This window comes from Cupriavidus sp. C1SS-2L (assembly GCF_057073735.1).
Genome location: NZ_CP172709.1, coordinates 1,506,012 through 1,532,160 on the forward strand (window position 1 = coordinate 1,506,012; position 26,149 = coordinate 1,532,160).

Annotated in this window: 24 protein-coding genes; 10 read left to right on the forward strand and 14 right to left on the reverse strand. The window is 65.6% G+C overall.

What is annotated here, in order from left to right; genetic code table 11:
• Nucleotides 1-18 precede the first annotated feature (18 nt).
• The 3 genes from nirB to ACIGJG_RS24615 form a co-directional block, all read right to left on the reverse strand.
• On the reverse strand, nt 19-2,580 hold the full coding sequence (gene nirB, locus ACIGJG_RS24605) for a nitrite reductase large subunit NirB (protein WP_483673121.1): 2,562 nt from the start codon (nt 2,578-2,580) through the stop codon (nt 19-21).
• Nucleotides 2,581-2,648: 68 nt separating this feature from the next.
• Nucleotides 2,649-3,968, reverse strand: coding sequence for an MFS transporter (locus tag ACIGJG_RS24610; RefSeq protein ID WP_140950837.1), 1,320 nt, complete (start codon nt 3,966-3,968; stop codon nt 2,649-2,651).
• A 305-nt stretch (nt 3,969-4,273) separates the two neighbouring features.
• A complete protein-coding gene (locus ACIGJG_RS24615; protein WP_483673123.1) occupies nt 4,274-4,741 on the reverse strand; it encodes a winged helix-turn-helix transcriptional regulator in 468 nt (155 codons plus the stop codon).
• A 90-nt stretch (nt 4,742-4,831) separates the two neighbouring features.
• On the opposite strand from ACIGJG_RS24615, the gene ACIGJG_RS24620 reads away from it, so the two are divergent.
• Complete coding sequence (locus ACIGJG_RS24620) at nt 4,832-5,437, forward strand: N-acetyltransferase family protein (protein ID WP_483673124.1); 606 nt, start codon at nt 4,832-4,834, stop codon at nt 5,435-5,437.
• 15 nt (nt 5,438-5,452) lie between these two features.
• Here ACIGJG_RS24620 and ACIGJG_RS24625 read toward each other — a convergent pair whose 3' ends face one another.
• Both ACIGJG_RS24625 and ACIGJG_RS24630 read right to left on the reverse strand, forming a co-directional pair.
• On the reverse strand, nt 5,453-6,430 hold the full coding sequence (locus tag ACIGJG_RS24625) for a Bug family tripartite tricarboxylate transporter substrate binding protein (protein WP_011300970.1): 978 nt from the start codon (nt 6,428-6,430) through the stop codon (nt 5,453-5,455).
• A gap of 151 nt (nt 6,431-6,581) precedes the next feature.
• Entirely contained in the window at nt 6,582-7,454 is an 873-nt protein-coding gene (locus ACIGJG_RS24630) for an EamA family transporter (protein ID WP_041680267.1), read from the reverse strand.
• A 182-nt stretch (nt 7,455-7,636) separates the two neighbouring features.
• Here ACIGJG_RS24630 and ACIGJG_RS24635 point away from each other — a divergent pair, with 182 nt between their 5' ends.
• Nucleotides 7,637-8,347: an SDR family oxidoreductase gene (locus tag ACIGJG_RS24635; RefSeq protein ID WP_220630123.1), complete on the forward strand. Its 711-nt coding sequence runs from the start codon at nt 7,637-7,639 to the stop codon at nt 8,345-8,347.
• Nucleotides 8,348-8,542: 195 nt separating this feature from the next.
• Complete coding sequence (locus ACIGJG_RS24640) at nt 8,543-9,412, forward strand: adenylate/guanylate cyclase domain-containing protein (protein WP_483673126.1); 870 nt, start codon at nt 8,543-8,545, stop codon at nt 9,410-9,412.
• A 2-nt stretch (nt 9,413-9,414) separates the two neighbouring features.
• Here ACIGJG_RS24640 and ACIGJG_RS24645 read toward each other — a convergent pair whose 3' ends face one another.
• From ACIGJG_RS24645 to ACIGJG_RS24665, 5 genes are all read right to left on the reverse strand, one after another.
• Nucleotides 9,415-10,602, reverse strand: coding sequence for a polysaccharide pyruvyl transferase family protein (locus tag ACIGJG_RS24645; protein ID WP_483673128.1), 1,188 nt, complete (start codon nt 10,600-10,602; stop codon nt 9,415-9,417).
• Nucleotides 10,603-10,607: 5 nt separating this feature from the next.
• Nucleotides 10,608-11,330 carry a YoaK family protein gene (locus ACIGJG_RS24650; protein WP_483673130.1) on the reverse strand — a complete coding sequence of 241 codons (723 nt, stop codon included), beginning with the start codon at nt 11,328-11,330 and terminating at the stop codon, nt 10,608-10,610.
• An 82-nt stretch (nt 11,331-11,412) separates the two neighbouring features.
• A complete protein-coding gene (locus tag ACIGJG_RS24655) occupies nt 11,413-11,706 on the reverse strand; it encodes a XapX domain-containing protein (protein ID WP_011300964.1) in 294 nt (97 codons plus the stop codon).
• A gap of 57 nt (nt 11,707-11,763) precedes the next feature.
• On the reverse strand, nt 11,764-13,632 hold the full coding sequence (locus tag ACIGJG_RS24660; RefSeq protein ID WP_011300963.1) for an amidohydrolase: 1,869 nt from the start codon (nt 13,630-13,632) through the stop codon (nt 11,764-11,766).
• A gap of 106 nt (nt 13,633-13,738) precedes the next feature.
• Nucleotides 13,739-14,425, reverse strand: a complete 687-nt coding sequence (locus ACIGJG_RS24665) for a hydrolase (protein WP_011300962.1) — start codon at nt 14,423-14,425, stop codon at nt 13,739-13,741.
• A 431-nt stretch (nt 14,426-14,856) separates the two neighbouring features.
• Between ACIGJG_RS24665 and ACIGJG_RS24670 the strand changes: the two genes are divergently transcribed.
• The gene (locus ACIGJG_RS24670; protein WP_011300961.1) at nt 14,857-15,291 is read left to right on the forward strand and encodes a DoxX family protein; all 435 of its coding nucleotides are present in this window, start codon (nt 14,857-14,859) and stop codon (nt 15,289-15,291) included.
• A 79-nt stretch (nt 15,292-15,370) separates the two neighbouring features.
• On the opposite strand, the gene ACIGJG_RS24675 is transcribed toward ACIGJG_RS24670, so the two are convergent.
• Both ACIGJG_RS24675 and ACIGJG_RS24680 read right to left on the reverse strand, forming a co-directional pair.
• Nucleotides 15,371-16,291, reverse strand: a complete 921-nt coding sequence (locus tag ACIGJG_RS24675; RefSeq protein WP_011300960.1) for a LysR family transcriptional regulator — start codon at nt 16,289-16,291, stop codon at nt 15,371-15,373.
• A gap of 137 nt (nt 16,292-16,428) precedes the next feature.
• Nucleotides 16,429-17,901, reverse strand: a complete 1,473-nt coding sequence (locus ACIGJG_RS24680) for an MFS transporter (protein ID WP_049796506.1) — start codon at nt 17,899-17,901, stop codon at nt 16,429-16,431.
• Nucleotides 17,902-18,665: 764 nt separating this feature from the next.
• Between ACIGJG_RS24680 and ACIGJG_RS24685 the strand changes: the two genes are divergently transcribed.
• From ACIGJG_RS24685 to ACIGJG_RS24710, 6 genes are all read left to right on the forward strand, one after another.
• On the forward strand, nt 18,666-19,634 hold the full coding sequence (locus ACIGJG_RS24685) for a Bug family tripartite tricarboxylate transporter substrate binding protein (RefSeq protein ID WP_011300958.1): 969 nt from the start codon (nt 18,666-18,668) through the stop codon (nt 19,632-19,634).
• Complete coding sequence (locus tag ACIGJG_RS24690) at nt 19,634-20,941, forward strand: 3-isopropylmalate dehydratase large subunit (RefSeq protein ID WP_011300957.1); 1,308 nt, start codon at nt 19,634-19,636, stop codon at nt 20,939-20,941. The genes ACIGJG_RS24685 and ACIGJG_RS24690 overlap by 1 nt, the downstream gene beginning before the upstream one ends.
• Nucleotides 20,938-21,480 (forward strand): LeuD/DmdB family oxidoreductase small subunit, encoded by a 543-nt coding sequence (locus ACIGJG_RS24695; protein ID WP_011300956.1) that lies wholly within the window; start codon nt 20,938-20,940, stop codon nt 21,478-21,480. Before ACIGJG_RS24690 ends, ACIGJG_RS24695 begins: the two co-directional genes overlap by 4 nt.
• Nucleotides 21,477-22,331, forward strand: a complete 855-nt coding sequence (locus ACIGJG_RS24700) for an isocitrate lyase/PEP mutase family protein (protein ID WP_011300955.1) — start codon at nt 21,477-21,479, stop codon at nt 22,329-22,331. Before ACIGJG_RS24695 ends, ACIGJG_RS24700 begins: the two co-directional genes overlap by 4 nt.
• 76 nt (nt 22,332-22,407) lie before the next feature.
• Nucleotides 22,408-23,220: a GntR family transcriptional regulator gene (locus ACIGJG_RS24705; protein WP_011300954.1), complete on the forward strand. Its 813-nt coding sequence runs from the start codon at nt 22,408-22,410 to the stop codon at nt 23,218-23,220.
• A 312-nt stretch (nt 23,221-23,532) separates the two neighbouring features.
• On the forward strand, nt 23,533-23,925 hold the full coding sequence (locus tag ACIGJG_RS24710) for a hypothetical protein (protein ID WP_011300953.1): 393 nt from the start codon (nt 23,533-23,535) through the stop codon (nt 23,923-23,925).
• A gap of 144 nt (nt 23,926-24,069) precedes the next feature.
• On the opposite strand, the gene ACIGJG_RS24715 is transcribed toward ACIGJG_RS24710, so the two are convergent.
• Both ACIGJG_RS24715 and ACIGJG_RS24720 read right to left on the reverse strand, forming a co-directional pair.
• Nucleotides 24,070-25,365 (reverse strand): NAD(P)/FAD-dependent oxidoreductase, encoded by a 1,296-nt coding sequence (locus ACIGJG_RS24715; protein WP_483673133.1) that lies wholly within the window; start codon nt 25,363-25,365, stop codon nt 24,070-24,072.
• Between the two features lie 38 nt (nt 25,366-25,403).
• Entirely contained in the window at nt 25,404-26,063 is a 660-nt protein-coding gene (locus tag ACIGJG_RS24720; RefSeq protein ID WP_011300951.1) for an HAD family hydrolase, read from the reverse strand.
• Between the last annotated feature and the right edge of the window lie 86 nt (nt 26,064-26,149).

The following is a 26,149-nucleotide window of genomic DNA, read 5'->3' on the forward strand; positions in this document are numbered from 1 at the left end:
CGTTGCGTTTACCTGAATTCAGGCTGCTTTTGCGGGCACGGCCACTACGGGAATGTGGCTCAGGCGGGAACGTTGCAAGTTCCGTTCCTCCGGCGTGGCCGGCCGAATCTGTCCGCGCTCTTCGATGAAGACAAGGTTGTCGTCGCGGCGTTCGCTGTTGACGAAGTGGCGGAAGCGCTTGCGCGTCTCGGGATCGGTGACTGCCTTCTTCCACTCGTCTTCGTAGGTATCGACCACGTGCTGCATTTCGGCTTCCAGATCGGCGGCAATGCCGAGCTTGTCGTCGAGCACGACGTCCTTCAGATAGTCGAGGCCGCCTTCCAGGTTGTCGCGCCACACGCTGGTGCGTTGCAGGCGGTCGGCGGTGCGCACGTAGAACATCAGGAAGCGGTCGATGTAGCGGATCAGCGTGTCGCGGTCCAGGTCGCCGGCCAGCAGTTCGGCGTGGCGGGGCTTCATGCCGCCGTTGCCGCACACATAGAGGTTCCAGCCCTTCTCGGTGGCGATCACACCGACGTCCTTGCCCTGCGCCTCGGCGCATTCGCGCGTGCAGCCCGATACGCCGAACTTGATCTTGTGCGGCGCGCGCAGGCCCTTGTAGCGGTTCTCGAGTTCGATGGCGAGGCCGACCGAGTCATCCACGCCATAGCGGCACCACGTGGAGCCGACGCACGACTTCACCGTGCGCAGCGCCTTGCCATAGGCATGACCTGATTCGAAGCCCGCGGCAATCAGTTCTTCCCAGATATAGGGCAACTCCTCAGCGCGTGCACCAAACAGGTCCACACGCTGGCCACCGGTGATCTTCGTGTACAGGCCATACTTCTTCGCCACCTGTCCCACGGCGATCAGCCCTTCCGGCGTGACTTCACCGCCCGGCATGCGAGGCACCACGGAGTAGGTGCCGTCCTTCTGGATGTTGGCGAGGTAGTAGTCGTTGGAGTCCTGCAGCGCGGCGTGCTCTTCCTTCAGCACGAACTCATTCCAGCACGAGGCCAGGATGCTGCCGACGGTCGGCTTGCAGATGTCGCAGCCCAGGCCCTTGCCGTGCGCTTCCAGCAGCGCATCGAAGGTCTTGAACTTGCCCACGCGCACGAGGTGATAGAGTTCCTGGCGCGAGTACGGGAAGTGTTCGCAGAGATGGTTGTTGACGGCCATGCCCTGCTTCTTCATCTCGGCCTTCATGATCTGCGTGACCAGCGGCACGCAACCGCCGCAGGCAGTTCCGGCCTTGGTGCAGCTCTTCATCGCGCCGATGCTGGTGGCGCCGTCGCACACCGCGGCGCAGATCTCGCCCTTCGACACGTTGTTGCACGAGCAGATCTGCGCGGTGTCGGGCAGCGCGTCGGCGCCGAGCGCTGGCTTGGCCTTGCCGCTGCTGTCGGGCAGGATCAGGAATTCCGGCGACTCGGGCAGCTCGATCTTGTTCAGCATCATCTGCAGCAGCGTGCCGTACTCGCTGGCGTCGCCGATCAGCACGCCCCCGAGCAGGTACTTGCCGCAGTCGGACACCACCAGCTTCTTGTAGACCTGCTTGCTGTCGTCGCTGAACTGGTAGAGCCGGGCGCCCGGTACTGTGCCGTGCGGATCGCCGATGCTGGCGACATCCACGCCCATCAGCTTGAGCTTGGTGCTCATGTCGGCGCCGGCGAATTCGGCGGCTTCACCGCGCAGGTGACGCGCGGCGACACGGGCCATGTCGTAGCCCGGGGCCACCAGGCCGTAGATTTTGCCTTGCCACAGCGCGCACTCGCCGATCGCGTAGACATCGGGGTCCGAGGTGCGGCAGTTGTTGTCCACCGTGATGCCGCCGCGTTCGCCAACGGCAAGGCCGGCGGCACGCGCCAGTTCATCGCGCGGACGGATGCCGGCCGAAAACACGATCATGTCGGTGTCGAGGTGCGTGCCATCGGCAAACACCATGCGATGGGTGCCGTCCGCGCCGTCGATGATTTCAACGGTGTTCTTGCCGGTATGGGCGGTCACGCCCAGGCCTTCGATCTTCTGGCGCAGCATGCGGCCGCCGCCTTCATCCACCTGCACGGCCATTAGCCGCGGCGCGAATTCGACCACATGCGTTTCCAGGTCCATGTCGCGCAGCGCCTTGGCGCACTCCAGGCCCAGCAGCCCGCCGCCGATGACCACGCCGCGCTTCGAGCGCGCGCCGCACTCCCGCATCGCTTCCAGGTCTTCGATGGTGCGGTAGACGAAGCAGTCCTTGCGCTCCTTGCCCGGCACCGGCGGCACGAAGGGGTAGGAGCCAGTGGCGAGGATCAGCTTGTCATAGGCCAGCGTCTCGCCGGTCGATACGGTGACCGTGCGCGCGGTGCGGTCGATCGACACTGCACGGGCGTTCAGGCGCAGCAGCATGTTGTTGTGCTGCTCGAAGAAGCCCGCCGGTACCAGCGAAAGGTCTTCGGCCGACTTGCCGGCGAAGAACTCGGACAGGTGCACGCGATCGTAGGCGGGGCGCGGTTCTTCGCACAGCACGGTCACTTCCAGGTTCTGCGCGCCGGCTTCCGCCAGGCATTCGAGGAATTTGTGACCCACCATGCCGTGGCCGACGATGATCAGTTTCATGATGCGTTCCTTGTCCGATAGTCAGTCTGTGCTGCTCGGGATGCTGTTGTGGTGGAGATGCGGGCTATTCAGTTGGCCAGCGCGCTGTCGTACAGCGCCTGTTCCTGCGCCTTGTGCTCGGCGCTGAAGCGGATGGCGATCGCGCACAACGCGGCCAGGGCGGCGAGCACACCAAGCACGGTGAGCGTTTGCTGCAGGTCGCCCAGGCCCTTGAGCAGGAAGCCGGCGGCCACCGCACCCACGTTGCCGCCGGCGCCGATGATGCCGGCCACGCCGCCGAGCGCCTTGCGGTCGATAAAGGGAACCAGCGCATACGTAGCGCCGCAGGCCATGTGCGTGAACAGGCCGAACAGCAGCATGGCAGTCACGGCCATCACGACGTTGCCGGCCTGCGCGAACCAGAGCAGGCCCAGGCCTTCGCCGAGGATCAGCACGAACAGCAGCGTCGAGCGTGCATCGAGGCCGCGGCGGCGCGCCGCCTTGTCTGACAGCCAGCCGCCGAGGGCACGGGCGAACAGCGCCAGCAGGCCGAAGCTGCCAGCGGCCAGGCCCGCGGCCTTCAGGCTCAGGCCGAAGTGGTCCACGTAGAACGTGGCGGCGATGTTGTGGATGAAGATCTCCACGCCGAAGCACGCACCGTAGGTGACGAACAGCAGCCACACGCGATAGTTGGCGCTGGCGGCGCGGAAGCTGGCCCAGCCGCCGCCCTTGCCGCCATCCTTGCCAGTGATGGCCTGGCCGCGGGCGCGCATGTCGGAGTAATTGCCTTCGGGGCAGTCCTGCGTGAAGCACCAGTAGACGACGGCCATGACCAGCATCAGCACGCCCGGCACCAGCAGCGCCACGCGCCAGCCCATTGCATGGTCCACGCCAAGCATCAGCACCGCGCCCAGCAGCAGCGGCATCAGCGCCTGCGCGGCGCCGCCGCCGGCATTGCCCCAGCCTGCCGCTGCCGCGTTGGCGGTGCCAACGACGTTGGGCGCGAACATGACCGAGGTGTGGTACTGCGTGATGACGAAGCTCGCACCGACGGCGCCAATCAGCAGGCGGAACGCGAGGAACGTTTCGTAGCTCTGCGCGAACGCCACGCCGATCACGGGCAGCGCGCCCAGCGCCAGCAAGCCGGTGTAGGTCTTGCGCGGGCCGAAGCGGTCGCACATCGGGCCGATCACCAGCCGCACGAGAATGGTCACTGCCACCGCGGCGATATTGATATTGGCGATCTGCGCCGGCGTGAGGCCGAATTCGCCCTTGATCACCGGCATCAGCGGCGCGCACGCGAACCATGCAAAGAAACACACGAAGAACGCCATCCACGTCAGGTGGAAGGCACGCATCTGCGGGCTTCGCAGACTCAACAACTGGATGCGGGTGGCTTTGCCGTTCATCGTCGCTTGCTCCGAGAAAACAAAAGGCGTCCCGCAATCCGGTCATTGACCAGATCAGGGGACGCCGTTGTCCTGACAGCGGCTACATGGCATAGCCGCCGCATTGATGGGGTGGTTGGATCGCCGTTGATCCGCCCACGTCATTTACGCAAGTGCTGTGCCAGCGTTGATGTGACGGTGAGAGCGATATTTCGCGGCAAAAGGGACCGATATGGTTCTGGCCCGTGCGCGTTGATGGGGCGCGTCGGCCGGCGCGGCACAGTCATGGTGCGATGCAATGTATCGCCGCGGTGCCAGCCAGGGAATCAGTCTTGTGGCGCGCCTGGCGTCGCCAGCGGTATGACGGCCATGTCGGAGGGCGACACGGCCTGGCCATCTTCATCGACCAGCGCCACGCTGACCCGCTGGCCATTCTGGCGCGAGCGGATCTCCACCGGGCCGATGCCACCGGCGGCAAGGTGGCGGTCACCCCATTGCATCAGCCCGACCAGCACGGGCAGTAGTTCGACGGCCGCGCGCGTCGGACGGTACTCGAAGCGCTCGCGCTCGCCAGGTTCCTTGTAGCCGACGCGGCGCAGCAAGCCGGCCTCGGTCAGCGTCTTCAGCCGGGCTGACAGCACGGCCGGCGAACATTCAAGCCGGCGCAGGAAGTCATCAAACCGGGTCACGCCGTGGAAGATGTCGCGCAGGATCAGGATCGTCCACTTCTCGCCGATCAGCGAGAGGGTGGCGGCGATCGAGCAGTCACTAAGGACGGTGGACGTGGCTTTCATGATGCACTGAGCATAGCATGCTGACTTCATTTGCAAAAGTCAGGGGTTCGCCTATACTCTGGATACAAATATTGAAGTCAGGTGGCGGTCATGGTTGAGATAAGGCAAGGCCTGCAAGCACGTACGTCGGTACAAGGGGGCAACGAGCAATGGGCGCTCCGGCGCGGCGCACAGGCAACGTTGCGGCAGGCGGGCGCAGACGATGAAGCCGCGGTACGTGAACTGGTGGAAGGCTTGTCGCGCGACAGCCGCTATTTCCGCTTCCTGACAGGCGGCCGGGTCGCGGACTCCATCATCGAAGGGTTGGTCAGGCCAGGCGCCGAAGGGGCTGCGCTGGTCGTGACCGTGCCGACCGTGGATGGCGGTGCGGAAGTGGTGGCCAACGGCCAGTTCGTCGTGACGGACCGGGATACCGCCGAATTTGCCGTGGTGGTGGCCGATGACTGGCAAGGCCAGGGTCTTGGCCGCCGGCTCATCACCAAATTGCAGCAACTTGCGCAAGCGGCCGGTGTGCGCCGCCTGCGCGGTGATGTGCTCAGCGAGAACCGCCGCATGCTTGCCATCCTTCGCGGACTGGGCTTCAGCTGCCGCCGCAATCCCGAAGACAGCTTCCTGCACGAGGCCACGCTTGCGTTCGGGGCAGCCGATGCGGACGCCACCGCAAGCCTGCCCGCCGGCTGGTTCGGTGCCCGCTGAGCGGGGCGCGCAAGACTATTCGACGCGCGCGCCCGACGCCTTCACCACGCGTTCCAGCACCGGCATGGCCGACTGGTAATCCTCGCGGAAGCGGGCCGACGTGGTGCCCATGGCTTCCAGCCCGGCCACCTGCAAACGCGCCTTGACGGCCGTGGTATTCGCTGCGGCGATGGCCTCCTTCTCCAGCCGGGCGAGCACCGGTGCCGGCGTGGCTGCCGGCGCCACCAGCACCAGCCAGCCGACCGGCCGGAACTCCGGTTCGCTGAGCCCGGCCTGCTCGAACGTCGGGACGTCCGCGATGGTGCCGATCCGCTTGTCGCCGGTCACCGCCAGCGCGCGCAGCTTGCCGGACTCCAGGTACGGCTTGATCGACATATACGAGCCGATTGCCATCTGCACCTGTCCGCCGATCAGGTCCTGCAGCATGGGCGCCTCGCCCTTGTAGGCGATATGGCTCATGTCCATGCCGCGGCTGTTGCTCAGGAAGGCGCCCATCAGGTGCGCGGCCGAGCCGACGCCCCATGAGCCGTAGTTGACCTTGCCCTTGTTCTGCTGGGCCCACGCGACGAATTCCTTCACGCTTTTCGCCTGCACCGACGGGTGGACCGCCAACACGAGCTGGCCGGTCGCGACCTGGGAGATCAGCGCGAAGTCCTTGCGCGGATCGTAGGGGAGCTTCGCGTACACGAACTGGTTGGTCATGATGGGCAGCGTGGTGGTGAACATCATGGTGTAGCCATCGGCAGGCGCCTTGGCGACATAGCTCGCGCCCACGATGCCGCTGGCGCCGGCACGGTTCTCCACGACCACGGGCTGGCCCAGGCGTTTGCCCATTTCGTCGGCCATCGCCCGGCCGACGACATCGGCGGAGCCGCCGGCGGGGAACGGCAAGACCATGGTGATCGGCTTGCCGGGCCACGTCTGGGCCGCGGCAATCGAACAGAGGCCGGCCATGAGGCTGAATGCTGCCAGTGCCACCTTGATGGTTCGCATGCTTCCTGTCTCCTGTGTTGGACGCCAGAGTTGTACTGCGCGGTCCAATCTGAAGCCCGGCCCAGGTTCAGTCAAGCGCGGCAGGCAAAGGGAAAACCATGAACTGGCCGCTATCGCGGCGGGTTTGCTGCGCCGCATTCACGGCGAGAATTCAGGCCGCCGCCTTGCCCCGCGCGGTAGCCGTGCAACCGATCGAGGCCACGATGATGCTGGCAATTGCTAGCCACTGGATCATGCTGAGTTGCTCATGCAGGAACGCCAGCCCGGCCAGCGCGCCCATGGCGGGCTCCATGCTGAGCAGGATGCCGAACGTCCGTCGCGGCAGGCGCTTGAGCGCGACCATTTCAAGTGAATAGGGAATCGCGCTGGACAACACGCCCACGGCCAGCCCCGCGAGCAGCAGCGGCGGGCTGAACATGGCCGTGCCGGCGTGGGCCAGGCCGAACGGCAGCACGACCAGCGCCGCCATGGTCAGACCGAGCGATGTGGCCTGGCCGCCGTGGGCATTGCCCGCGCGCTGGCCGAAGATGATGTAGAGCGCCCAGCCAACCCCCGCCGCGAGCGCGAAGCCCATGCCGACCGGATCCAGATGCGTGGACGCTTCGCCCAGCGGCAGCAGCAACAGCAGCCCGGTGACCGCGAACGCGATCCACAGGAAATCGATGGCACGCCGCGACGACAGCACCGCCACGGTGAGCGGTCCGGTGAATTCGATCGCAATCGCCAGCCCCAGCGGAATGGTGCGCAGCGACATATAGAACAGCAGGTTGGTGGCGCCGAGCGCGGCACCATAGAGCGCAATGGCCCTGGCATTGGCGCCGGACAGCGGCATCCGCCACGGTCGCCACACCGCGAGCAGGATCAATGCCGAAAAGCTCACGCGCAATGCGGTCGTGCCCTGCGCCCCCAGCGCCGCAAACAGCGACTTGGCGAACGAGGTGCCGATGCACAGGGAGGCCATCGAGCCGGTCAGCGCCACGACGGCGAGAAGGGTGGCGCTTTGCCGCAAGCGGGTAAGAGGCAATTGGGGATCCTGAATGGGTGAGGCAGCAGCGGGTGATGCAGCCGCATCTTGGCGCATGTACGGGCAGTGCGCCATAGACGGGCGCAAGGATTCCGCTCTGTACAGTTCAGCCGACATCCGCATTTCCCTTTGCGTGCCGCCCGACTATGGTGAAGGCAGTCCTTCGCTACGGGAGCCCGAAGATGGAAGCCGCCATTCGTCATGTCGTGATCACCGGCGCCGCCGGCGCCTTGGGCCGCGCAGTAGCCAGCCGCTTTGCCGGGGAGGGCTGCCGGCTGGCCCTGATCGACCGTGACCTCCAGCACCTGCAAAGCGTCTTCGCCCATCCCGATGCGGACGGCGGCATGTTGCTGCGCGAGGCCGATGTCACCTCGGATACCGGCATGTCCCGCGTCGGTGCGGAGATACTGGATACCTTCGGTGCCGTGGACGTCGTGGTCCATGTGGCCGGCGGCTTCGAGATGGGCGAGGCCACGCACGCCATCAGCCGCGAGTCATGGATGCACATGATGGACCTGAACGCGTGGTCATTCATCGCCGTAACGCGCCCGTTCATTCCCGCCATGCTCGCGCGGGGCAGCGGCAAGGTCGTGGCCGTCACGGCACGCAGTGCGGCGGCGGGCGTGGCTTCGATGGGCGCGTACTGCGCGTCGAAGAGCGCGCTGCAGCGGCTCGTTGAAAGCCTGTCGCGCGAGGTACGCGCCGGCGGCGTGAACGTCAACAGCATTGCGCCAGGAGTGCTCGATACGCCGGCCAACCGGCGGGACATGCCGGGGACGGATCCTTCAGTGTGGGTGTCGACGGGAGCGGCTGCACGGATGGTATCCATGCTGGCATCCGATGCGGCGGCCATGGTGCATGGGCAGCACTGGGTGCTGGATGGATTGAGCTAGGGGCCGGAGACCGCCACCGTGTTTGCCCCCGCTCCCATCGTTTGCCATTCGGGTTGAGGATCGCCGGTCGCGGTGCCAGAATTCCAGCATTGCGCGATCGCGTGACTGCAATGAGGACGTGGCCCGTCGGAACCGAGCCGGGCCGGCGTGCATATGGACCGAGAACCGCTTAACGAGGCGTCGCAAGGGTCGGTAATGTTCGCCGACCTCAGCGGCAGCACGCGGCTGTACGAAGTGGCCGGCAACGCAGCGGCGATGGCCGCGGTCGCGCGATGCCTCGGCGTCATGCGGTCCTGCTCGCAGGATTGCGGCGGGCGCATCGTCAAGACCATCGGCGACGAGATCATGGTGGTGTTCCCGGCGGCGGAACGCGCACTGCAGGCCGCGCTCGATATGCAGCACGCGGTGGCCGAACTGCCGCCGGTGGCCGGTGTGCCGATGTCGATCCATATCGGCTTTCATCACGGGCCGGTACTATCTGATATCTCAGGCGATGTGTTCGGCGATACCGTGAATCTCGCGGCGCGGCTGTCCAAGCTGGCATCGCGCGGCCAGATCATCACCAGCGCGGAGTCCGTCGGCGGCCTGCCTGACTGGCTGCGCCGGACGACGCGCTACCTGTACCCGATCCAGGTACGCGGCAGGGAGCAGCCGGTCGAACTGTTCGAGGCGATCTGGCAACAGGCGACCGACCTGACGCTGATCGACACCGAAAGCCCGCGTACCGCGTGTTCGGTGTTTCTCACGTTGCGCTACCGCTCGGCGCTCGTGGAAATGAATCTCGCCTCCGCGCCTGTCACCATTGGCCGTGACAGCACCATGACGATCGTGGTGGCGGACCGGCGCGCCTCGCGGTTCCAGGCCACCGTGGAGTCGCGCGCCGGGCGCTACGTGCTGGTCGACCGGAGTTCGAACGGCACGCACGTCACCATCGACGGCGAAGAGAGCTTCATCCTGCGCCGCGACGACGTAATGCTGCGCAGCCACGGCTGGATCACGTTCGGCCAGTCGATGGAAGGCGTCGACGAAGGCGTGGAGTTCTTCGTGCGCGTCGAGCGTGTCTGACGCTAGGCGCTTCCCACGAACGCCTCGACCAGTTCCCGCGCGAAAGCGTCGCGCTCTGTCTGGCTAGTGCTCATGGCCTCGGCCATGCCCAACGCAAGGGCCGACGGCGGCACTGCCGCAGGCGCGCCGGCCGATCCCCACGTCCCGGCAAACGCGGCTTGCTTGCTGGACCCGAGCGATTGCCCGGGACGCAGCAGGCCCACGCGCGGCAGCGCAAACGCGCTCGCGACGATGCTGCCGTGCAGGCTGCTGCCCGCGTAGCCGCGGCTATGGGCGACCAGCGCGCAGATATCCCACAGGTTGAGCGAGCCAAACACGCGCACCGGCACGCTACCCATGAGCGCCGCCAGGCGCCGGTAGACGTCCAGGTCGTCATGCCATGGCGCGGCGCCCGCGCGGAACAGCACGATGCCGAGATCCCAGTTCGTGGCCATCTGTTCGAGCTGCCGTGCGAGTGCGGCCAGCGTCTCGTCATCGCCGAAATCAGCGCTACACTGCACGGCCAGGTATCCGCGCGGGAATGTGGACATCACGCGGGCCAGCTCGCCTTGCCGGGCGTGCTCCCGGATGCGCGGTGCAAACATATCGGCGACCATCACCGCCGGATCGGGCGCGAGATGGCAACTGACGCCCGCGGCTTCCAGCATGGTGCGGGTCTGCAGGTCGCGTACGCTGATGGAAGTGGCGGCCTTCAGCTTGGCTACCACTTCGGCACGCATGGCTGGCTCGAGCCGGTCAAGGTCGATGCCGCCCACGGCGTGGTAGCGCACGCTGGCGACGTTGGCAAACAGGCCATCGGGCAACAAGTACGGGGCGAAGTCGCGCAGCCCGAGCTGTGCGCTCGCCCAGGCGGCGCGTTGTGCCGGCTGCGCATCGAGCCGCGCGACCACCGCCTGCGCCTCGTTCGGGGGCAGCAGCATCACCGCGGCTTCCCACGCGCTGCACGTCAGGATCTCTCCGCCCACATGAAAGATGTCAACGGGCGTGTCGCCCAGGCTTTCGGCCACCCGCGCCAGCGCCCGTACCTTGTGGCCGCCGTACGCCGACAGGTCGCGATCCGCCAGGCCGCCATAGTGCAGCGCACGGCCTTTCATTACGTGTGCGGCGATGTGTGCGAGCAGCAGATCGCCGAAGTTATGGCGATCGAATGCGCCGAAGAGGATGGCGGGGCGATGTTCCTGCGCCTTCACGGCATTCAGCTTGCCGCTGACGGCTGGCCGTGGCGCCAGGCCGGAATGCCGATGGCGACGAGCAGCACGGCCGGCAGCAGCACGCACCACACGGACAACGTGGCATAGCCGATTGCCCCGAGGATCGCGCCCAACGCGAACGCGGCCAGGGCCGGGCCCATCTTGCGCAGCCGCCGCCGGATCGCTTCGCGTTGCGCGCCCGATGCGGATGGAAGATCAACAAGGTCGATCACGATCTGCGTCGTGTTGCCGGTCATGATCGTCGTCGGTCCCAGCTCGAGCAGCGATGTCCGTGACAGCGCGTTCTGGATACCCATGGCCATGACGGCAAGCATGCCGGCCACGAGCGCGGCCGGCGCCGACGGATCGGTGACGGGCGCGGCATGCAGGCTCGCGGCCATGAATAACAGGAGCAGCACGGCTTCGGTCAGCAGCAGCGGGGCGACCGGCGAGCGGCCGGACTTGCCGAGCCGCACTTCGGCGACCCGGGTCGCCGCGACGGCCAGCACAAAGGCGGGCAGCGCGAGCAGCTTGGCGAGCAGGCCTGCCTCGTTGCCCGTGACATCGACGCCGATCATGATGAAGTTGCCTGTCACATGCGCTGTGAACAGCCCGAACAGCGAGACGAACCCGACGACATCGACATAGCCGGCGATAAACGCGAGGATGCAACCCGTGGCGGGGCCCGGTGCCGACGCGGCAAGATCGGGGCGCGGTGCGGTGCTCACTGCGGTCCCGGCGGCAGCACAAGCCGCGCGGTACACGTGCTGGCACATGCCGACCGGGATTGACCGCTCTTGTATCCCCGGATCATTGCCCGCTTTCCTTGCCGCGCGCAGCCAGCGTGACCGGTGGCTCGGTCGTGCCATCCGCCTTCGGTGGCGCGCCGGTAATCTTGGGCACGCACTCGCTGCGGAACCAGGCCGCGGTCACAGGTTCGCCCGCGACGACCCGCTTCACCGTGGGCACGACCTGTTCGCCGATCAGCATGCCGAGCAGCCCGATCAGCGCGATGGCCGGTGGTGCGGGCGACCGTACCTGCAGCAGCGCATAAATGATGCCGACGAGAATCCCGGCGGCGAGCGAGACGATATAGACCTTCATGGTCGGACTCCGGTTGGTTGGTGGCGCGCCATCATGGCGCTCCGGTGCGGCGCGACATCAGAACGCCCAGCACGAGCAGCCCATTGCGCCCCAGAACGAGCGCTCATCGGAAACGGGCAGGCTTGCCGCCCACGCGTCCGCGTGCGCGTGGCCGTGCACGCCGCAGGCGCTGGCGCAACCGCAAGCGGTGTTCGCCATCGCGCGGGCCTGTGCCTGTGGCCGCGGCTGGTAGCGGCTGCCGTGACGGGCCGGCGACCAGTCCGGCATCGGCGGCGGCAGCTCGGGCGCATGCTTGCCGAATTCACCGTCGCCGTAGACCACCTTGCCACCGAGCACGGTCATGACCGAGGTGATGTCCTGAATCTCGTCGCCGGGGACCGCGAAGTAATCGTTTGACAGCACCGCCAGGTCTGCAAGCTGTCCGACCGCCATCATGCCCTTCTTGCCTTCCTCGTTCGAAAACCACGTATTCGCTTCGGTCCACAGCCGCAGCGCGGTCTCGCGGTCGAGCAGGTTGGCCTGCGGATACATCGACATGCCGCCCACCGTCTTGCCGGTCGTGAGCCAGTACAGCGACACCCACGGGTTGTAGGACGCGACGCGCGTGGCGTCGGTGCCCGCACCGACCTTGACGCCGCGCTCGAGCATCTTCCGGATCGGCGGGGTGCGTTCGGCCGATCTTGCGCCATAGCGTTCGACGAAATACTCGCCCTGGTAGGCCATGCGGTGTTGCACCGCGATGCCGCCGCCAAGCGCCGCGATGCGGTCGATATTGCGGTCGCTGATGGTCTCGGCGTGGTCGAAGAACCAGTGCAGGCCGTCGAATGGCATGTCTCGCGCGACCTTTTCATACACATCGAGCGCGCGCGAAATCGTCTCGTCGTAGGTCGCATGCAGGCGCCACGGCCAGCGGTTCTCGACCAGCAGCCGGATCACAGGCTCCAGGTCGCCTTCCATCGACGGCGGCATCTCGGGCCGTTCGACGCGGAAGTCCTCGAAGTCGGCGGCCGTATAGACCAGCATCTCGCCGGCGCCGTTATGCCGGTACAGATCGTCGCCCTGGCCGGGCTTGACCTTCCCGGCCCAATTGCGGAAGTCGCTCAGTTCTTCCTTCGGCTTCTGCGTGAACAGGTTGTACGCGAGCCGCACCGTGAGCTGGCCTTCCCTGTGCAGTTCTTCGATGATGCTGTAGTCCTCGGGGTAGTTCTGGTAGCCGCCACCCGCATCGATCACGCCCGTCACGCCCAGCCGGTTCACCTCGCGCATGAAGTGCCGTGTCGAATTCTTCTGGTACTCGGGCGGCAGTTTCGGCCCCTTGGCCAGCGTGGCGTAGAGGATGGTGGCATTGGGCTTGGCCAGCAGCAGGCCAGTGGGGTTGCCGCTTGCGTCACGAATGATTTCACCCCCGGGCGGGTTTGGCGTGTCTTTCGTGTAGCCGACCGCGCGCAATGCAGCGCCGTTCAGGATTGCGCGATCATACAGATGCAGGATGAACACGGGCGTGTCGGGCGCCGCCGCATTGAGTTCCTCGATGGTTGGCAGGCGTTTCTCCACGAACTGGTGTTCGGTGAAGCCGCCGACCACGCGCACCCACTGCGGGGCGGGCGTGCGCGCAACCTGGTCGCGCAGCATGCGCATGGCATCGGCCAGCGAGCGCACGCCGTCCCAGCGCAGTTCCATGTTGTAGTTCAGGCCGCCACGGATGATGTGCATGTGGCTGTCGATGAGTCCCGGAATAGCACGGCGGCCACCAAGATCGATCACGCGCGTGCTGCTGGCGGCGGTCTGCATGATGTCCTGCTTCGTGCCGACGGCGGCAAACCGGCCATCGCGAATGGCGACTGCTTCGGCTTGCGGATTGGCCCGGTCCAGCGTGGTGAACTTGCCGTTGACGAGAATCAGGTCCGGGGCGGTCGAAGCATTCATGGCGAAACTCCTGTAGGCGTTGGCATGGCAAGGTGACGGCTTATGGCGGGCGCGACGGCGGTTGCCGCTGCGCCCGCGATCCACTCACGTCAATGTGTCAGTGAGCTCAGCGTGCCGGGACTGCCGGAATGGCCTCGTGCTGCGTTGACGTACGCTGCTTCGCCTTGTGCACCATCGTGTACGCGTAGTCGACGCCCATGCCATAGGCGCCCGAATGCTCCTTGACAAGCGCCATGACCGCATCATAGGTATCGCGGTGGGCCCAGTCGCGCTGCCATTCAAGCAGCACCTGCTGCCAGGTCACGGGCACCACGCCGGCCTGGATCATGCGGTGCATGGCATAGTCATGCGCCTCTTTGGACGTGCCGCCGGACGCATCGGCCACCATGTAGATCTCGTAGTCGGCGTCGTGCATCGCGCTGAGCGCGAACGTGTTGTTGCAGACTTCCGTCCACAGCCCCGACACCACGACCTTCTTGCGGCCCGCAGCAGCCAGCGCGTCCCGCACCTTCTGGTCGTCCCAGGAATTCATCGACGTGCGTTCCAGCAGCTTGTGGCTCGGAAACACGTCGAGCAATTCGGGATACGTAAAGCCCGAGAAGCTTTCGGTTTCCACGGTGGTGATCGTGGTCGGGATATTGAAGATCTTCGCGGCCTTGGCGAGCCCGATCACATTGTTCTTCAGGACTTGGCGGTCGATCGACTGGACACCGAATGCCATCTGCGGCTGATGGTCGATGAAGATCAGTTGGCAATTCTGCGGAGTCAGGACTTCTAGCTTCGGATTGCTCACGGTTTTCTCCTTGGGGCGGGAAAGACGCCACACCTTCGCTGTCGCATGGGGCGCGACGGCATGGCGGCGGGGGACAAATTATCATGCGGCGATGGCCGCAGCGCCAACTGCGTGGGAAAGCATGTCATTGGGCACTTGCCGGCAATGCCGGGAGCGCTGCGAAAGTATAACGAGGCGATTCTGACCGGCATAACGGATTATTTCGAACAGACTATTCGAATAAGTGGATGAGTCTGGGGAGGAATCCGTTATTCAGGCCCATAGCATTCTTGGATACCCTAAAGCGACAGCGGTAGGACGATGTCGATGAAAAAAATAAAAACGTGAGTTAACTTCTTTATTCGAACGATCATGCACTAACATGACTTCGCTTCGCCGGCCTTGCAGCAGCGTTGCGGCGCGGCACATCACTATCTTCGAGAGAGCAAGCAATGATCGAGCATGGCAGTCTGACTCCGCCGGCGGCGGAAACCCGCGTGGCCCGCTTCGCGACACCGGTGGTGCGCTGGGTGGCACTGCTGGGCCTGTGCGCGGCCTACCTGCAGGGCGGGCTGAACAAGGCGCTGGACTTCCCCGCGGCCATGGCCGAGATGCACCATTTCGGTCTTGCGCCGGCCGGGCCGCTCGCGGCGGCGACCATTGCGCTCGAACTCGGCGCCTCGGCGATGATCCTGGCCGGCTTCTACCGCTGGCTCGGCGCGCTTGGCCTGGCGGCTTTCACGCTGATGGCGACGTTCCTGGCGAACCGCTTCTGGGAAGTCTCCGGCGATGCCCGTTTCATGATGGAGAACGCCTTCTTCGAGCACCTCGGCCTGGTGGGGGGATTCCTGCTGGTGGCCTGGTACGACCTGCGGGAGAGGGCCTAGCGGCCGCTGGCGACGGCGGTGCGCGCTTTCCCGTCTTGTTCCGGTCTTGTCGCCGGGCCAGTCTGCGCGCCTTCGCCAGTCAGGCTGGCGCCTGAAGCCCAAGGCTTTGGCGCAGGGCGTTGGCGAGCGCCTCCTTGCGCTCGATCCACCAGCCGATCGCCCTGCCGGGATCGTTGCTGCGCCAGGCGATATGAAAGGTTTGTGGCGGGCGCTCCTCGCCCAGCCGCCGCACGACGAGCCGCCCTTTGTCGATATGCGGCTGCGCGGCGCACACCGGCAGATAGCCGCATGCAAGGCCGGACAAGAGCACGGACACTTTCGCATCGAGTGTGGGCACGCTGATGTGTCGCTGGCCTTCCACCAGCGTGTGGAGCGGATCGGGCGCACTGTCCTGCGGCAGCCAGACTTCCACGAACTGGTGTTGCCACAGCACGGTGCAGTCGATGGGCTCCTCCACTGCCGCGAGCGGGTGCCCCGGCGCGACGACAAAGATCGACCTCGCGGTGCCGGCGGGCACCGTGAACAGCCCCTGCACCGCGGGGGGATCTCCGACCGCGCCAATCAACAGGTCAACGCTGTTGGTGGCTAGCGCCAACCAGTTGTTGCCCGGCAATTCCTGCGAGAACAGCAGGCGCGTATAGCTGTTTTCCGCCTGGAATGCCGAGATGAACGGCAGGATGGCGTCAAACGGAACCAGCGCGTCGGTCGCAATCTTTAGTTCGGCCTCCCAGCCGGCCTCGGCGCGCCTGACGCGTTCTTCGAGGTCGTTCGCGGCGCGCAGCAAACGGCGCCCTTCGTCCAGCAGGACCTCGCCTGCCAGCGTCAGGCGCACGCGGTGCGCGCTGCGATCGAACACCGTGATGCCCAGGTCGCTTTCGAGTTTCTGCACGACATAGCTCAGCGACGACGGCGCCTTGTGCAGTTCCTTGCCGGCAAGTGCGAACGTGCCACAGCGCGCAATGGACTCGACTACCTGCAGCGCATCGAGCGTGATTCTCATTGTTGAATATTTGGGTCGTTAGATTCGGGGAATTCGTCTATATGAATAGACGCCTTTTGTATATTACCGCGCGAATTAAACAAAAGCTGCATGGTTGTTACTTTTAAAGGCGCGGTATGAGTATCTGCCGATTTCCGTCAACCAGTTTCTTCGTGTCGGCCGCTTGCCAATGGCGGGGCAATCTCCTCGAGCGGGCGCCGCTCGGCATCGATCCCGTAGCGCAATGCCAGCAGGCCGGCCGCAATGACCAGTGCGGCGCCGAGCCCGTAGCCGGCCGCGACCGCTTCACGGCTGCCGCGTTCGATCAAAGTGCCAAGCAGCACGGGTGCGATGAAGCCGCCGGTGCCGGTGCCCACCGCATAGAAGACCGAGATCGCAAGCGCGCGCATTTCGAGAGGAAAGACCTCGCTGGCGGTCAGGTACGCCGAGCTGGCGGCGGCCGAAGCCAGGAAGAACACGGCGGACCAGCACAGCGCCTGCGTGGCAGCGTCGAGCCAGCCTTGCGTGAACGCCCACCCGGTGGCGGCCAGGCCGAGGCCAGACAGCACGTAAGTGGCCGCAATCATGCGGCGCCGGCCGACCTCGTCGAACAAAGGGCCGAGGACCAGCGGCCCCACTGCATTGCCCAGCGCGAACGGGAACAGGTAAAGCGCGACACGGCCATCCGGCACGCCGTAGAAGCGTGTCAGCACGAGTGCGTAGGAGAAAAAGATCGCGTTGTAGAAGAAGGCCTGCGCCAGCATGAGGGCCAGCGTAATCAGGCTGCGCTGCCGATAGCGCAGCACCAGCAGGCGCAGCACATCGCGTATGGACGGCGGTGGCGTCGGGACGTGAATGTGCGATGCTGCGGCCGGCGAGCCCGCGCGCATCCGCACTGTGGGGAAGACCTGCGCCTCGATGTCCGCAATCACGTGTTCCGCTTCGCCGATGCGGCCGTGCATGGCCAGCCAGCGCGGGCTTTCCGGCACATGCCGGCGCACCAGCATGATGGCAACGGCCAGCACCGCGCCCAGTGCGAAACATGCGCGCCAGCCCCACACGGGACCCAGCACGCGCGGGTCGAGCAGCAGCAGGCTCAGCCCGGCTCCGAGCGCGGCGCCGACCCAGAAGCTGCCGTTGATCGCCAGGTTCACGCGGCCGCGCACACGCGCGGGAATGAGTTCGTCGATGGCGGAATTGATGGCGGCATATTCGCCGCCAATGCCAAGGCCGGTAAAGAACCGGCACACCGCGAACATGGCGAAGCCTGTTGAAAACGCCGTCGCTAGCGTGGCGGCCATGTAGACCAGCAGCGTGACAAGGAACAGCCGCTTGCGGCCGAGCCGGTCGGCCATGCGGCCGAACAACAGCGCGCCGAGCACGGCGCCGCCAACATAAAACGAACCCGTCCAGCCGACCTCGGTCGCGGTAAGCGCCAGCGTGTCGCGGCGCTCCAGCACGGCGCCGACCGAGCCGACCAGCGTGACCTCGAGGCCGTCGAGCACCCAGGCGATGCCCAGCGCGAGCACCACGCGCCAGTGCCAACGCGACCACGGCAGGCGGTCAAGCCGCGCGGGGATGCTGGCCTGCCGGTCGTCGGTCGGAGAGGAAAGGCTGCTTCTCGTCGAAATGTCGGGATCCGAAGCCGTGGCTGCACGGGGGCTCGTGCCAGCCGATGCTGTTCAGTATAGGCGCTGAGGCTGGCTTCTCATTCCGGGCAGGGTTGAGGCAAGTGTCCGTACGACGCGGTGCACTACAACGTGGAGTCGTTTTGCCAAGTCGCTTCATTCGTCAGACGCCTGCCCAGTTCCTGAATCCGCTTGCGTGCCCGGCGCACGCACTCCTGGGACGCGATATGAGGGGCGGGCCACCGTTGGATGCCTCGACAGACTCGCCGAAAAATGAAGTCAATCTCATTCTCAGTGAAGTCCCCAAAGTCGCGGTATGTCGTACGTTTTTCTTTTAGATACGTGTCCAGCTCGACTTCCGCCAACGTCAGCGCGCTAGCCAGCAGAAATCGCGAATGCAGGCGCAACCAGCGGCGGCGCCACCGCCTGTAGCCTTCGTTGTTCATTTGACCCCCAGTACCCGGAAACCTTTCTCCGCGTGCGGCCTGAATGACAGAAAAACTGGCCTGATGCGGGCGGCAACATTTTTGAGATCCATCATAGGTTGCTGCCGGTCGGGCAGCAAATATGGAATCCCGAGAATGGGACCTACTAAAGAGGGGGAACGATCGTTGAGATGGCCGGTGTGGCGACCGGGCGGTCGCAGTTGCTCTGGCACTCACCATAAGTGGTACCTTGGATAGGACCACGCGGTTCCATTGAACGCGGCTGGCGCCGGGCATAGAGTCCACTTCACCGAAGTTGCTAGAACAGCGGTGGAGACCGACATGCCTTTCAGCAAGAGACAATTCCTGGCCAGTGCCGCGCTGACCGTCCTGGCCTCGATGGCCCCGGCAGTGCACGCTGCAACCGACAAGCCAATCACGATCGTGGTCGGCAGCCCGGCCGGTGGCACTACCGACGCGCTGGCGCGCCTGATTGCCCGTTCGATGGGCGAGACGCTGCAACGCAGCGTGGTGGTGGACAACAAGCCCGGTGCTGGCGGCAATATCGCCGCGCAGTATGTTGCGCGCAGCACGCCGGACGGCACCACGCTGCTGATGAGCTTTACTGGCCATACCATCAACGCCTCGCTCTACAAGAATCTGCCGTTCGATGCGGTCAGGGACTTCACGCCGATCTCGATGGTCGCGCGGGTGCCCAGCGTGCTGGTGGCGCGCAAGAACGCGCCGTTCGACAACACTGCCGGCCTGATCGATTATGCGAAGCGCAACCCCGGCAAGCTGAGCTTTGCCATCGGCGCGCAGGGGTCATCGCTGCATCTGGCCAGCGAGCAGTTCAAACTGCAGACTGGCACCGATATCCTGAACATTCCCTACAAGGGCACCAATCCCGCTCTGACCGACCTGCTGGCCGGCACCGTGGACCTGATGTTTGCCAGTACCGTCAATGTGCTGCCGCATGCGAAGTCCGGCGCGCTCAAGATACTCGGCGTCAGCAGCAGGCAGCCGCTGCCGCAGCTCCAGGGCGTGCCCACCATCGGCAGCACCGTGAAGGGATTCGAGTCGTCGGCATGGTTCGGGCTGTTTGGGCCGGCCAAGCTGCCGCAGGCCACCACTGACCAGCTGTATCGGGCGGTGAAGATCGCGGTGGAGGATCCCGCGTACAAGCAGCGCATGGAAGCCGAGGCCGCCAGCGCGGTGAGCATGACGCCGCAGGCGTTCGCGCAGTTTGTCCGCAGCGATATCCAGCACTGGGCCAAGGTGATCCAGGCATCGGGCACACGGGTGGAATGATGGCGCAGGTGTCCGCACAGGCCGTCGCAGCGGCCACGCCCCAGACGCTCGCCCAGAAACTGCTGGCCCGCGCATCCGGCCGCGCGCATGTCACGCCGGGCGAGATCGTCACCTGCCGTGTCGATCTGGCCATGATGCATGATTCGGGTGGCCCGCGGCGCGTCAAGCCGCTGCTGGAGAAGATCGGCGCCCGGGTCTGGGACCCGTCCAGGGTGGTGGTGGTCACAGACCACTATGTGCCGGCCCATGACGCCGACAGCCGCAAGATCGTGCAGATCGCGCGCGAGTGGGTCAGGGAGGAGGGCGTGGCGCGCTTCCATGACATGGAGGGCATCTGCCATGTGGTGGTGCCGCAGAAGGGCTACCTGCGTCCGGGCATGATGGCGGTGGGTGGTGACAGCCACTCCTCAACGGGTGGGGCCTTCGGCACATACATGTTCGGCATCGGGGCGACAGAGATGCTCGGCGTACTGGTGACCGGCGAGATCTGGGTGCGCGTACCGCAGACCCTCCGCATGCAATGGCACGGCCGGCTGCGCCCCGGCGTGTCGGCAAAGGACATGATGCTGCGCATGTGCACGCAATTCGGCATGGACGGGGGCCAGTATCAGGCCGTTGAATATGCCGGCACCGCCGTGTCGGCGTTGTCGATGCAGGAGCGCATGACGCTGTCGAACATGACCGCGGAGCTGGGCGCCCAGGTCGGCCTGGTGGCGCCCGACGCGGTGACGCGCGACTGGCTGCTCGACGCCGGCGTGGAGCCATCGGAGATTGACGTCGACCGCTGGCAGTCGGACGCCGGCGCCGCATGCCTGGCTACGCACGACTTCGACGCTGCGTCGCTGGCGCCGCAAGTGTCGCGGCCGCATACCCCGGCCGATGCCAGCGACGTCGACAGCCTGGGCAATGTGGCGGTCAATATCGCATACATCGGTGCCTGCACCGGCGCCAAGCTCGACGACCTGCGCATGGCCGCGCAAGTGCTGCGCGGACAGCGCGTGGCGCGCAATAGCCGGCTGCTGGTGGCGCCGGCCAGCGCCGCGGACCAGGCGCAGGCCGAGCGCGAGGGCACGCTGGGCGCGCTGGTGGCGGCCGGCGCCGAGCTTCTGCCGAACGCTTGCGGCGCGTGCGCTGGCTATGGCGAGCACCGCTTTGGCGAGGACACCGTGGTGATCAGTACCACTGCGCGCAATTTCAAGGGACGCATGGGCGCCGCATCGTCGCAGGTTTATCTCGGTTCGCCCTACACGGTGGCCGCGTCTGCAATTGCCGGCCGAATCGCCGATCCACGGGGGATGCTGTCATGAACGACACGCTCATGCCCGCCACAGGGCACTTCACCGGTCGCGCCTGGGTGTTCGGCGACGATATCAATACCGACCTGCTGGCGCCCGGCGCGTATATGAAGTACGGCATCGATGCGCTCGCGCGCCATTGCATGGAGCATGTCGATCCCGGGTTTGCCGCCGCGGTGCGGCCCGGAGACATCGTGTTCGGCGGGCGCAATTTCGGCGCGGGCTCGTCGCGCGAACAGGCGGTGGAGGTCTTGCGGCATCTGGGCGTGGCAGCCGTAGTCGCGCCGTCGTTCGCCGGGCTGTTCTATCGCAACGGCTTCAACCTGGGCCTCCCGCTGTTCACTTGCCCGTCGCTGCCGCGTATTGCGGCGGGCCAGCGCGCCGGTTGCGATCTTGCGCGTGCGCAGGTCTTTGTCGAAGGCCTCGCGCCACTACAATGCGAACCGGTTCCGCCGCACCTGGTGGACATGATCCAAGACGGCGGCCTGGTGCCGCACCTCGCCCGCAAGATCGCGGCGGGCCAACTTTCCGTGAACGGAAATCCAGCATGACACTGAAGCAACGCCTGCAACAACCTGGCATCGTGACCGCACCGGGTGTCTATGACGCCTTTTCCGCACTGCTGGTCGAACAGGCCGGGTTCCAGGCTGCCTATCTTTCCGGTGCCAGCCTTGCCTACACGCGCTTTGGCCGGCCGGATATCGGCTTACTGTCGCTTGATGACGTGGCTTCTGTCACCCGCAATATCCGCGAGCGCGTGGCGCTGCCGCTGATCGTCGATGCCGACACCGGCTTCGGCAATGCCCTCAACGTCGTGCAGACCGTACGCGTGCTCGAGCGTGCCGGCGCATCGGCGATCCAGCTGGAAGACCAGGCGATGCCGAAGCGCTGCGGGCACCTCGATGGCAAGTCGGTGATCCCGGCCGCCGAGATGGCGGGCAAGATCCGCGCTGCCTGCGACGCGCGCCGCGATGCGAACACGCTGATCATCGCCCGTACCGACGCCGTGGCGGTGGAGGGCATGGAAGCGGCGCTGGAACGCGCCGAGCGCTACGCCGAGGCCGGCGCCGATCTGCTGTTCGTGGAGGCGCTGCGCAGCCGCGAAGACATGTCGGCGGCCATCGCCAGGCTCGGGACACGCGCGCCGCTGCTGGCCAATATGGTCGAAGGCGGCAAGACGCCGGTGCTGCCAGCGCCGGAACTGGAAGAGATCGGCTTTCGTGTCGTGATCTTCCCCGGCGGTACCGTACGGGCGCTGGCCTTTGCGCTGCGCGACTACCTGCAAAGCCTGGGGACGCATCAGACCACCACACCGTACCTGGACCGGATGCTGTCGTTCCAGGCGCTCAACGAGCTGATCGGCACACCTGAAATGCTGGCGCTGGGCAAGCGCTACGAATAGGGCAGCATCGCTTGTTCAACTAGCGCGACGCGCGTACCGTGGCGGCAATGCCCGTACGCTTGTCAGCCTATTGCCCATGCCTTTGGATGCCAACCCCGATCTTCCCCGCTTTCAGCAAGTCCGGCTGATCCTGCGCGACCGTATCCGCGGCGGCTACTACGAGACCGGCATGCCGCTACCCGGCGAGCGCCAGCTAGCCGAAGAATTCGGCGTGGCGCGTGTCACCGTACGCTCGGCGCTGGCGCGGCTGGAAGAGGAGGGAATGGTTGCGCGTCTGCGCGGCAAGGGCACCGTGCCGACCTTCCGGCATGCGGCAACCGCCGCCACGGCGGTGCGCGGCGGATTGCTCGACAACATCGTCAGCGTCAGCAAGCGCACGCGCGTCACGGTCCTGGAATGGAAGCGCATGCCGGCCCCGCCGGCAGTCAGCACGGCGCTGGACCTGCCGCCTGGCGCCGCGGTGCTCAAGGTGGTGCGCGTGCGCAAGTTCAAGGCGCAGCCGATCGCCTATACCGAAGTCTTTGTGCCCGACGACCTGGCCGGCGCGCTCGACCGGCATACGTTGCAGGACACGCCGATGCTGGTTGCGCTGGAGCAGCACGGCGTGCATGTCGTTTCCGCCGACCAGACGCTGGGAGCCGCCGTGGCGGATCTCCAGGTTGCCCGCATCCTGCGGCTGAGTCCCGGGGTGCCGCTGCTACGCGTTTCGCGCATCGCCACGGATCGGCAAGGCCGGCGTGTGCAATACCTGGTGGGCTTGTATCACCCGGAGCGCTACACCTACCAGATGCGCCTGTCGCGCGTGGGCGGCGCTACGCGGGTCTGGATCGATGCCGATTCGTCGGAGGGTGACGCGGCAGGCAGCACGACGATTTCGCCGCTGGAGTAAGTGAGGGTGAGTAGTCAAGGCATTGAGCGAGCCTGGGCGATGATCGACACCCTGACTGTAGCCTTGCCGACGTGCCTTACCCTTCTGTGGGGAGGGCGCAGTTGATTAGAAACCGGCCCAGTTCGTTTCGAAGCAAGTGGAAGGGTGGTTCTCTGGCCAACAACGCGGACCCGCGTCGCGCACGCGAATAACGCCTCACTTGCCCAATGGCAAGCCTCGTAAATGCCCGTTGCAAAATCGAACAGAATGTCAGGCGTCGCGCCGCTACAGTGATTACTCCCATGCCTTTAGGCTATTCCAGGAGTTAACCGAATGAAGCAACATCTGGCGAAATCCCTGTTGATGGCTGGCGCGATGCTCGCGTCCTGCCCGCTGTTCGCGCAGCAGGCGCAGCCCAATCAGCCGACCCAGCCGATGCCATCCATCCAGCCAGCAGCGCCTGCAGCCCAGCCGATGCAAGGCGCACAGGCCATTCAGGCCGCACCGGCGGCAACCATCCCGGCGGCCGGGGCCATGCCCGCCGGCGGCAATACTTATGCTCAGACGGCTGGACAGCCGAGCCAGCCGGGCATGGCCTCCGCACCGGTCGACATGACCGCGGCCGGCAGCGCGGGCCAGGGCATCGATCCCGCCAGCATGCGCCTGGCGCCCGATGCGCTCGGCACCCGCCTTGGCCAGCGCAGCCCGTTCCTCGACGGGGCCTGAGCGGGCCACGTTATTCAATTCATGCGCGCACGCGGTTGCGTCTATGGAACAGTGACGTACACCTCGCGGTAGTCAAGGTAGCGTTGGAGAACACCAAAAGCTGGTCTCCAACGCGCTTTCCGCTTTGCCGCGAAGTTCCGGGCTTCAATCCAGCCGATAACCGGCACCCAGCAACCGCTCCAGTCGCTGGGACAGCGTCATCGCGACGGCTCGCGCAAAGCCCTGGATCGCCAGCACGTGACGTCGATAGATGACCGCGTGCACCAGTTTCGCCAACGCGCCTTGTACCTGCCAGCCATCGCTGGCGCCAGGCGCAAGCAGATGGCACAGCGCCATGTCGTCAGCCAACGAGATGACAGAGCCACGATCTTGAAATTTGAACCTGGCTACGGGCTTTCCGGCGAGCGCACGGGGCAAGGCTCGGGCCAGGTAAATGGCCTGCTGATGCGCGACTTGTGCTCGCGTAGGAAGCTCTGCCAGTTCGCCCGCCGGACGGAAGCTCGCGCAATCGCCCAAGGCATAAATATGCTCGTCTTCCAGGGTCTGGAGCGTGTCTCCCACCCGAATGCGTCCGTTGCGGGTCACCTGCAGGCCGATGTTCGACAACACCGGCGATACGGTAACGCCGGCAGTCCATATTGTCACGTCCGCGGCAACGGGGTCCGCGCCTGCAATATGCAGGCAGTCGGGTCGGACCTCGGTGACGCGCGTGTTAAGGAGAATCTGGATACCCTGCGCCTGCAACTCAGCTGCCGTCCTGTCGGCGAGGCGATGATCCATGCCCGGAAGAATATTGCCGGAAGCCTCGACGAGGCGTATCTCGGTGCCGCGGTCAGGATCGAGCGAATGAATGCCGTACTGGCTCAGCACGCGCGACATCTGCCGCACCTGGGCTGCCAGTTGCACGCCGGTGGCGCCCGCGCCGACAATGGCGACGCTGGCTCGCGCGGGACCGTCGGCTGCTTTCGCTTGCGAGGACACGCGGCGCAGCGCATCCACGATCTGGGTCCGCGCATACTCGGCGCCGGGTACGCTATCCAGCGCCAGCGCGTGCTCCCTCGCCCCCGGGACACCGAAGTACTGGGTGGTGCCGCCAATCGCAAGCACCAATGTGTCATAGGCCAGCGCCGTCACGTGCGTGGCACCATCGCTTCCGGCTGTCGTGATCGCCAGTGTGCGGTTGTCGCGATTCAGTGAGGTGAACTCTCCCTGCAAGAAACGAAAGCCGTAGCGGCGCGCCTGGAGCGCGAATGACGTGTGGTGGATGTACGGCTCAAGCTTTCCTGCGGCGACTTCGTGCAGCAGGGGCTTCCAGAGGTGTGTCCTGTAGCGGTCCACCAGGACAATCTTCGCCAGGCCGCGCTTGCCCAATTGCTTTCCCAGCCGGGCCGCGAGTTGAAGGCCAGCGGTTCCGCCGCCAGCAATGACGATTGTCTTCATTCCATCCCCCTCTATGCGTTGGTAGTGCCCACGACGGCTCATGCCGGGGCGGCCAATGTCCCTAGGGACGTGTAGCGCGACGGCTGGGTCGGTGCGCCTTGCATGAAGTGCATCTCGATGTCCTCGAACGACGGCCACGACGCGGTGGGCACGTCGGAAAGGATGGTTGGGCCCTCGTCCTGGCGCGATGCCATGCTGTCCCCCAGCCGCATCACCGGCATGCCAAGCGCATCCGCGGCATGGGCCTCACTGGCATTTGCACCGATGAACAGCGCGCGGTCGGCAGGAAGGTCGACGGCATGGAGCACAAGCCGCAGCAGGTCTGCGTGGCCGCGGCCGTGGCCAAGCGAATCCGCGGTGGCAATCACGGTAAAGCGGTCGGTACAGGCTGGCTGGTCATAACTGTCAAGCAGGGCGCTCAGCATGCGGGACGACATCATGGTCACGATGGCAAGCCTGGCTCCGGCTTGCTCGGCTTCGCGCATCAGCTGTTCGATTTGCCGGCGCACAGATACCTTCGCCACCGCGCTTGCCTGTACGAATGCCTCCTGATATGCCGCGCAGAAGTCTTCGCCAATTGCGCTGCCAGGAGCGGTTTCCGACTGGTGCCGGGTGGCTGCGGCCGAGCCGGCGGCGTGTTGCGCTTTCGTCTGGAACAGCACGTGGTCGGCGGAAACAATCAGCAATTCGATCGACATGGTGGACTCCTGGATGGTTTGGCGGAACGCGGAGGGGCGGCGCGATCAGGTCTTGACGTTTGCACTGTACGCGGGAAAACTCATAT

Excerpts from the sequence above, each read along its gene's own strand:
- nirB (WP_483673121.1), bottom strand. The coding sequence starts at position 2,580 with ATGAAACTGATCATCGTCGGCCACGGCATGGTGGGTCACAAATTCCTC.
- ACIGJG_RS24610 (WP_140950837.1), bottom strand. The coding sequence starts at position 3,968 with ATGAACGGCAAAGCCACCCGCATCCAGTTGTTGAGTCTGCGAAGCCCG.
- ACIGJG_RS24615 (WP_483673123.1), bottom strand. The coding sequence starts at position 4,741 with ATGAAAGCCACGTCCACCGTCCTTAGTGACTGCTCGATCGCCGCCACC.
- ACIGJG_RS24620 (WP_483673124.1), top strand. The coding sequence starts at position 4,832 with ATGGTTGAGATAAGGCAAGGCCTGCAAGCACGTACGTCGGTACAAGGG.
- ACIGJG_RS24625 (WP_011300970.1), bottom strand. The coding sequence starts at position 6,430 with ATGCGAACCATCAAGGTGGCACTGGCAGCATTCAGCCTCATGGCCGGC.
- ACIGJG_RS24635 (WP_220630123.1), top strand. The coding sequence starts at position 7,637 with ATGGAAGCCGCCATTCGTCATGTCGTGATCACCGGCGCCGCCGGCGCC.
- ACIGJG_RS24640 (WP_483673126.1), top strand. The coding sequence starts at position 8,543 with ATGTTCGCCGACCTCAGCGGCAGCACGCGGCTGTACGAAGTGGCCGGC.
- ACIGJG_RS24655 (WP_011300964.1), bottom strand. The coding sequence starts at position 11,706 with ATGAAGGTCTATATCGTCTCGCTCGCCGCCGGGATTCTCGTCGGCATC.
- ACIGJG_RS24660 (WP_011300963.1), bottom strand. The coding sequence starts at position 13,632 with ATGAATGCTTCGACCGCCCCGGACCTGATTCTCGTCAACGGCAAGTTC.
- ACIGJG_RS24670 (WP_011300961.1), top strand. The coding sequence starts at position 14,857 with ATGATCGAGCATGGCAGTCTGACTCCGCCGGCGGCGGAAACCCGCGTG.
- ACIGJG_RS24675 (WP_011300960.1), bottom strand. The coding sequence starts at position 16,291 with ATGAGAATCACGCTCGATGCGCTGCAGGTAGTCGAGTCCATTGCGCGC.
- ACIGJG_RS24685 (WP_011300958.1), top strand. The coding sequence starts at position 18,666 with ATGCCTTTCAGCAAGAGACAATTCCTGGCCAGTGCCGCGCTGACCGTC.
- ACIGJG_RS24690 (WP_011300957.1), top strand. The coding sequence starts at position 19,634 with ATGGCGCAGGTGTCCGCACAGGCCGTCGCAGCGGCCACGCCCCAGACG.
- ACIGJG_RS24695 (WP_011300956.1), top strand. The coding sequence starts at position 20,938 with ATGAACGACACGCTCATGCCCGCCACAGGGCACTTCACCGGTCGCGCC.
- ACIGJG_RS24700 (WP_011300955.1), top strand. The coding sequence starts at position 21,477 with ATGACACTGAAGCAACGCCTGCAACAACCTGGCATCGTGACCGCACCG.
- ACIGJG_RS24705 (WP_011300954.1), top strand. The coding sequence starts at position 22,408 with ATGCCTTTGGATGCCAACCCCGATCTTCCCCGCTTTCAGCAAGTCCGG.
- ACIGJG_RS24710 (WP_011300953.1), top strand. The coding sequence starts at position 23,533 with ATGAAGCAACATCTGGCGAAATCCCTGTTGATGGCTGGCGCGATGCTC.
- ACIGJG_RS24715 (WP_483673133.1), bottom strand. The coding sequence starts at position 25,365 with ATGAAGACAATCGTCATTGCTGGCGGCGGAACCGCTGGCCTTCAACTC.
- ACIGJG_RS24720 (WP_011300951.1), bottom strand. The coding sequence starts at position 26,063 with ATGTCGATCGAATTGCTGATTGTTTCCGCCGACCACGTGCTGTTCCAG.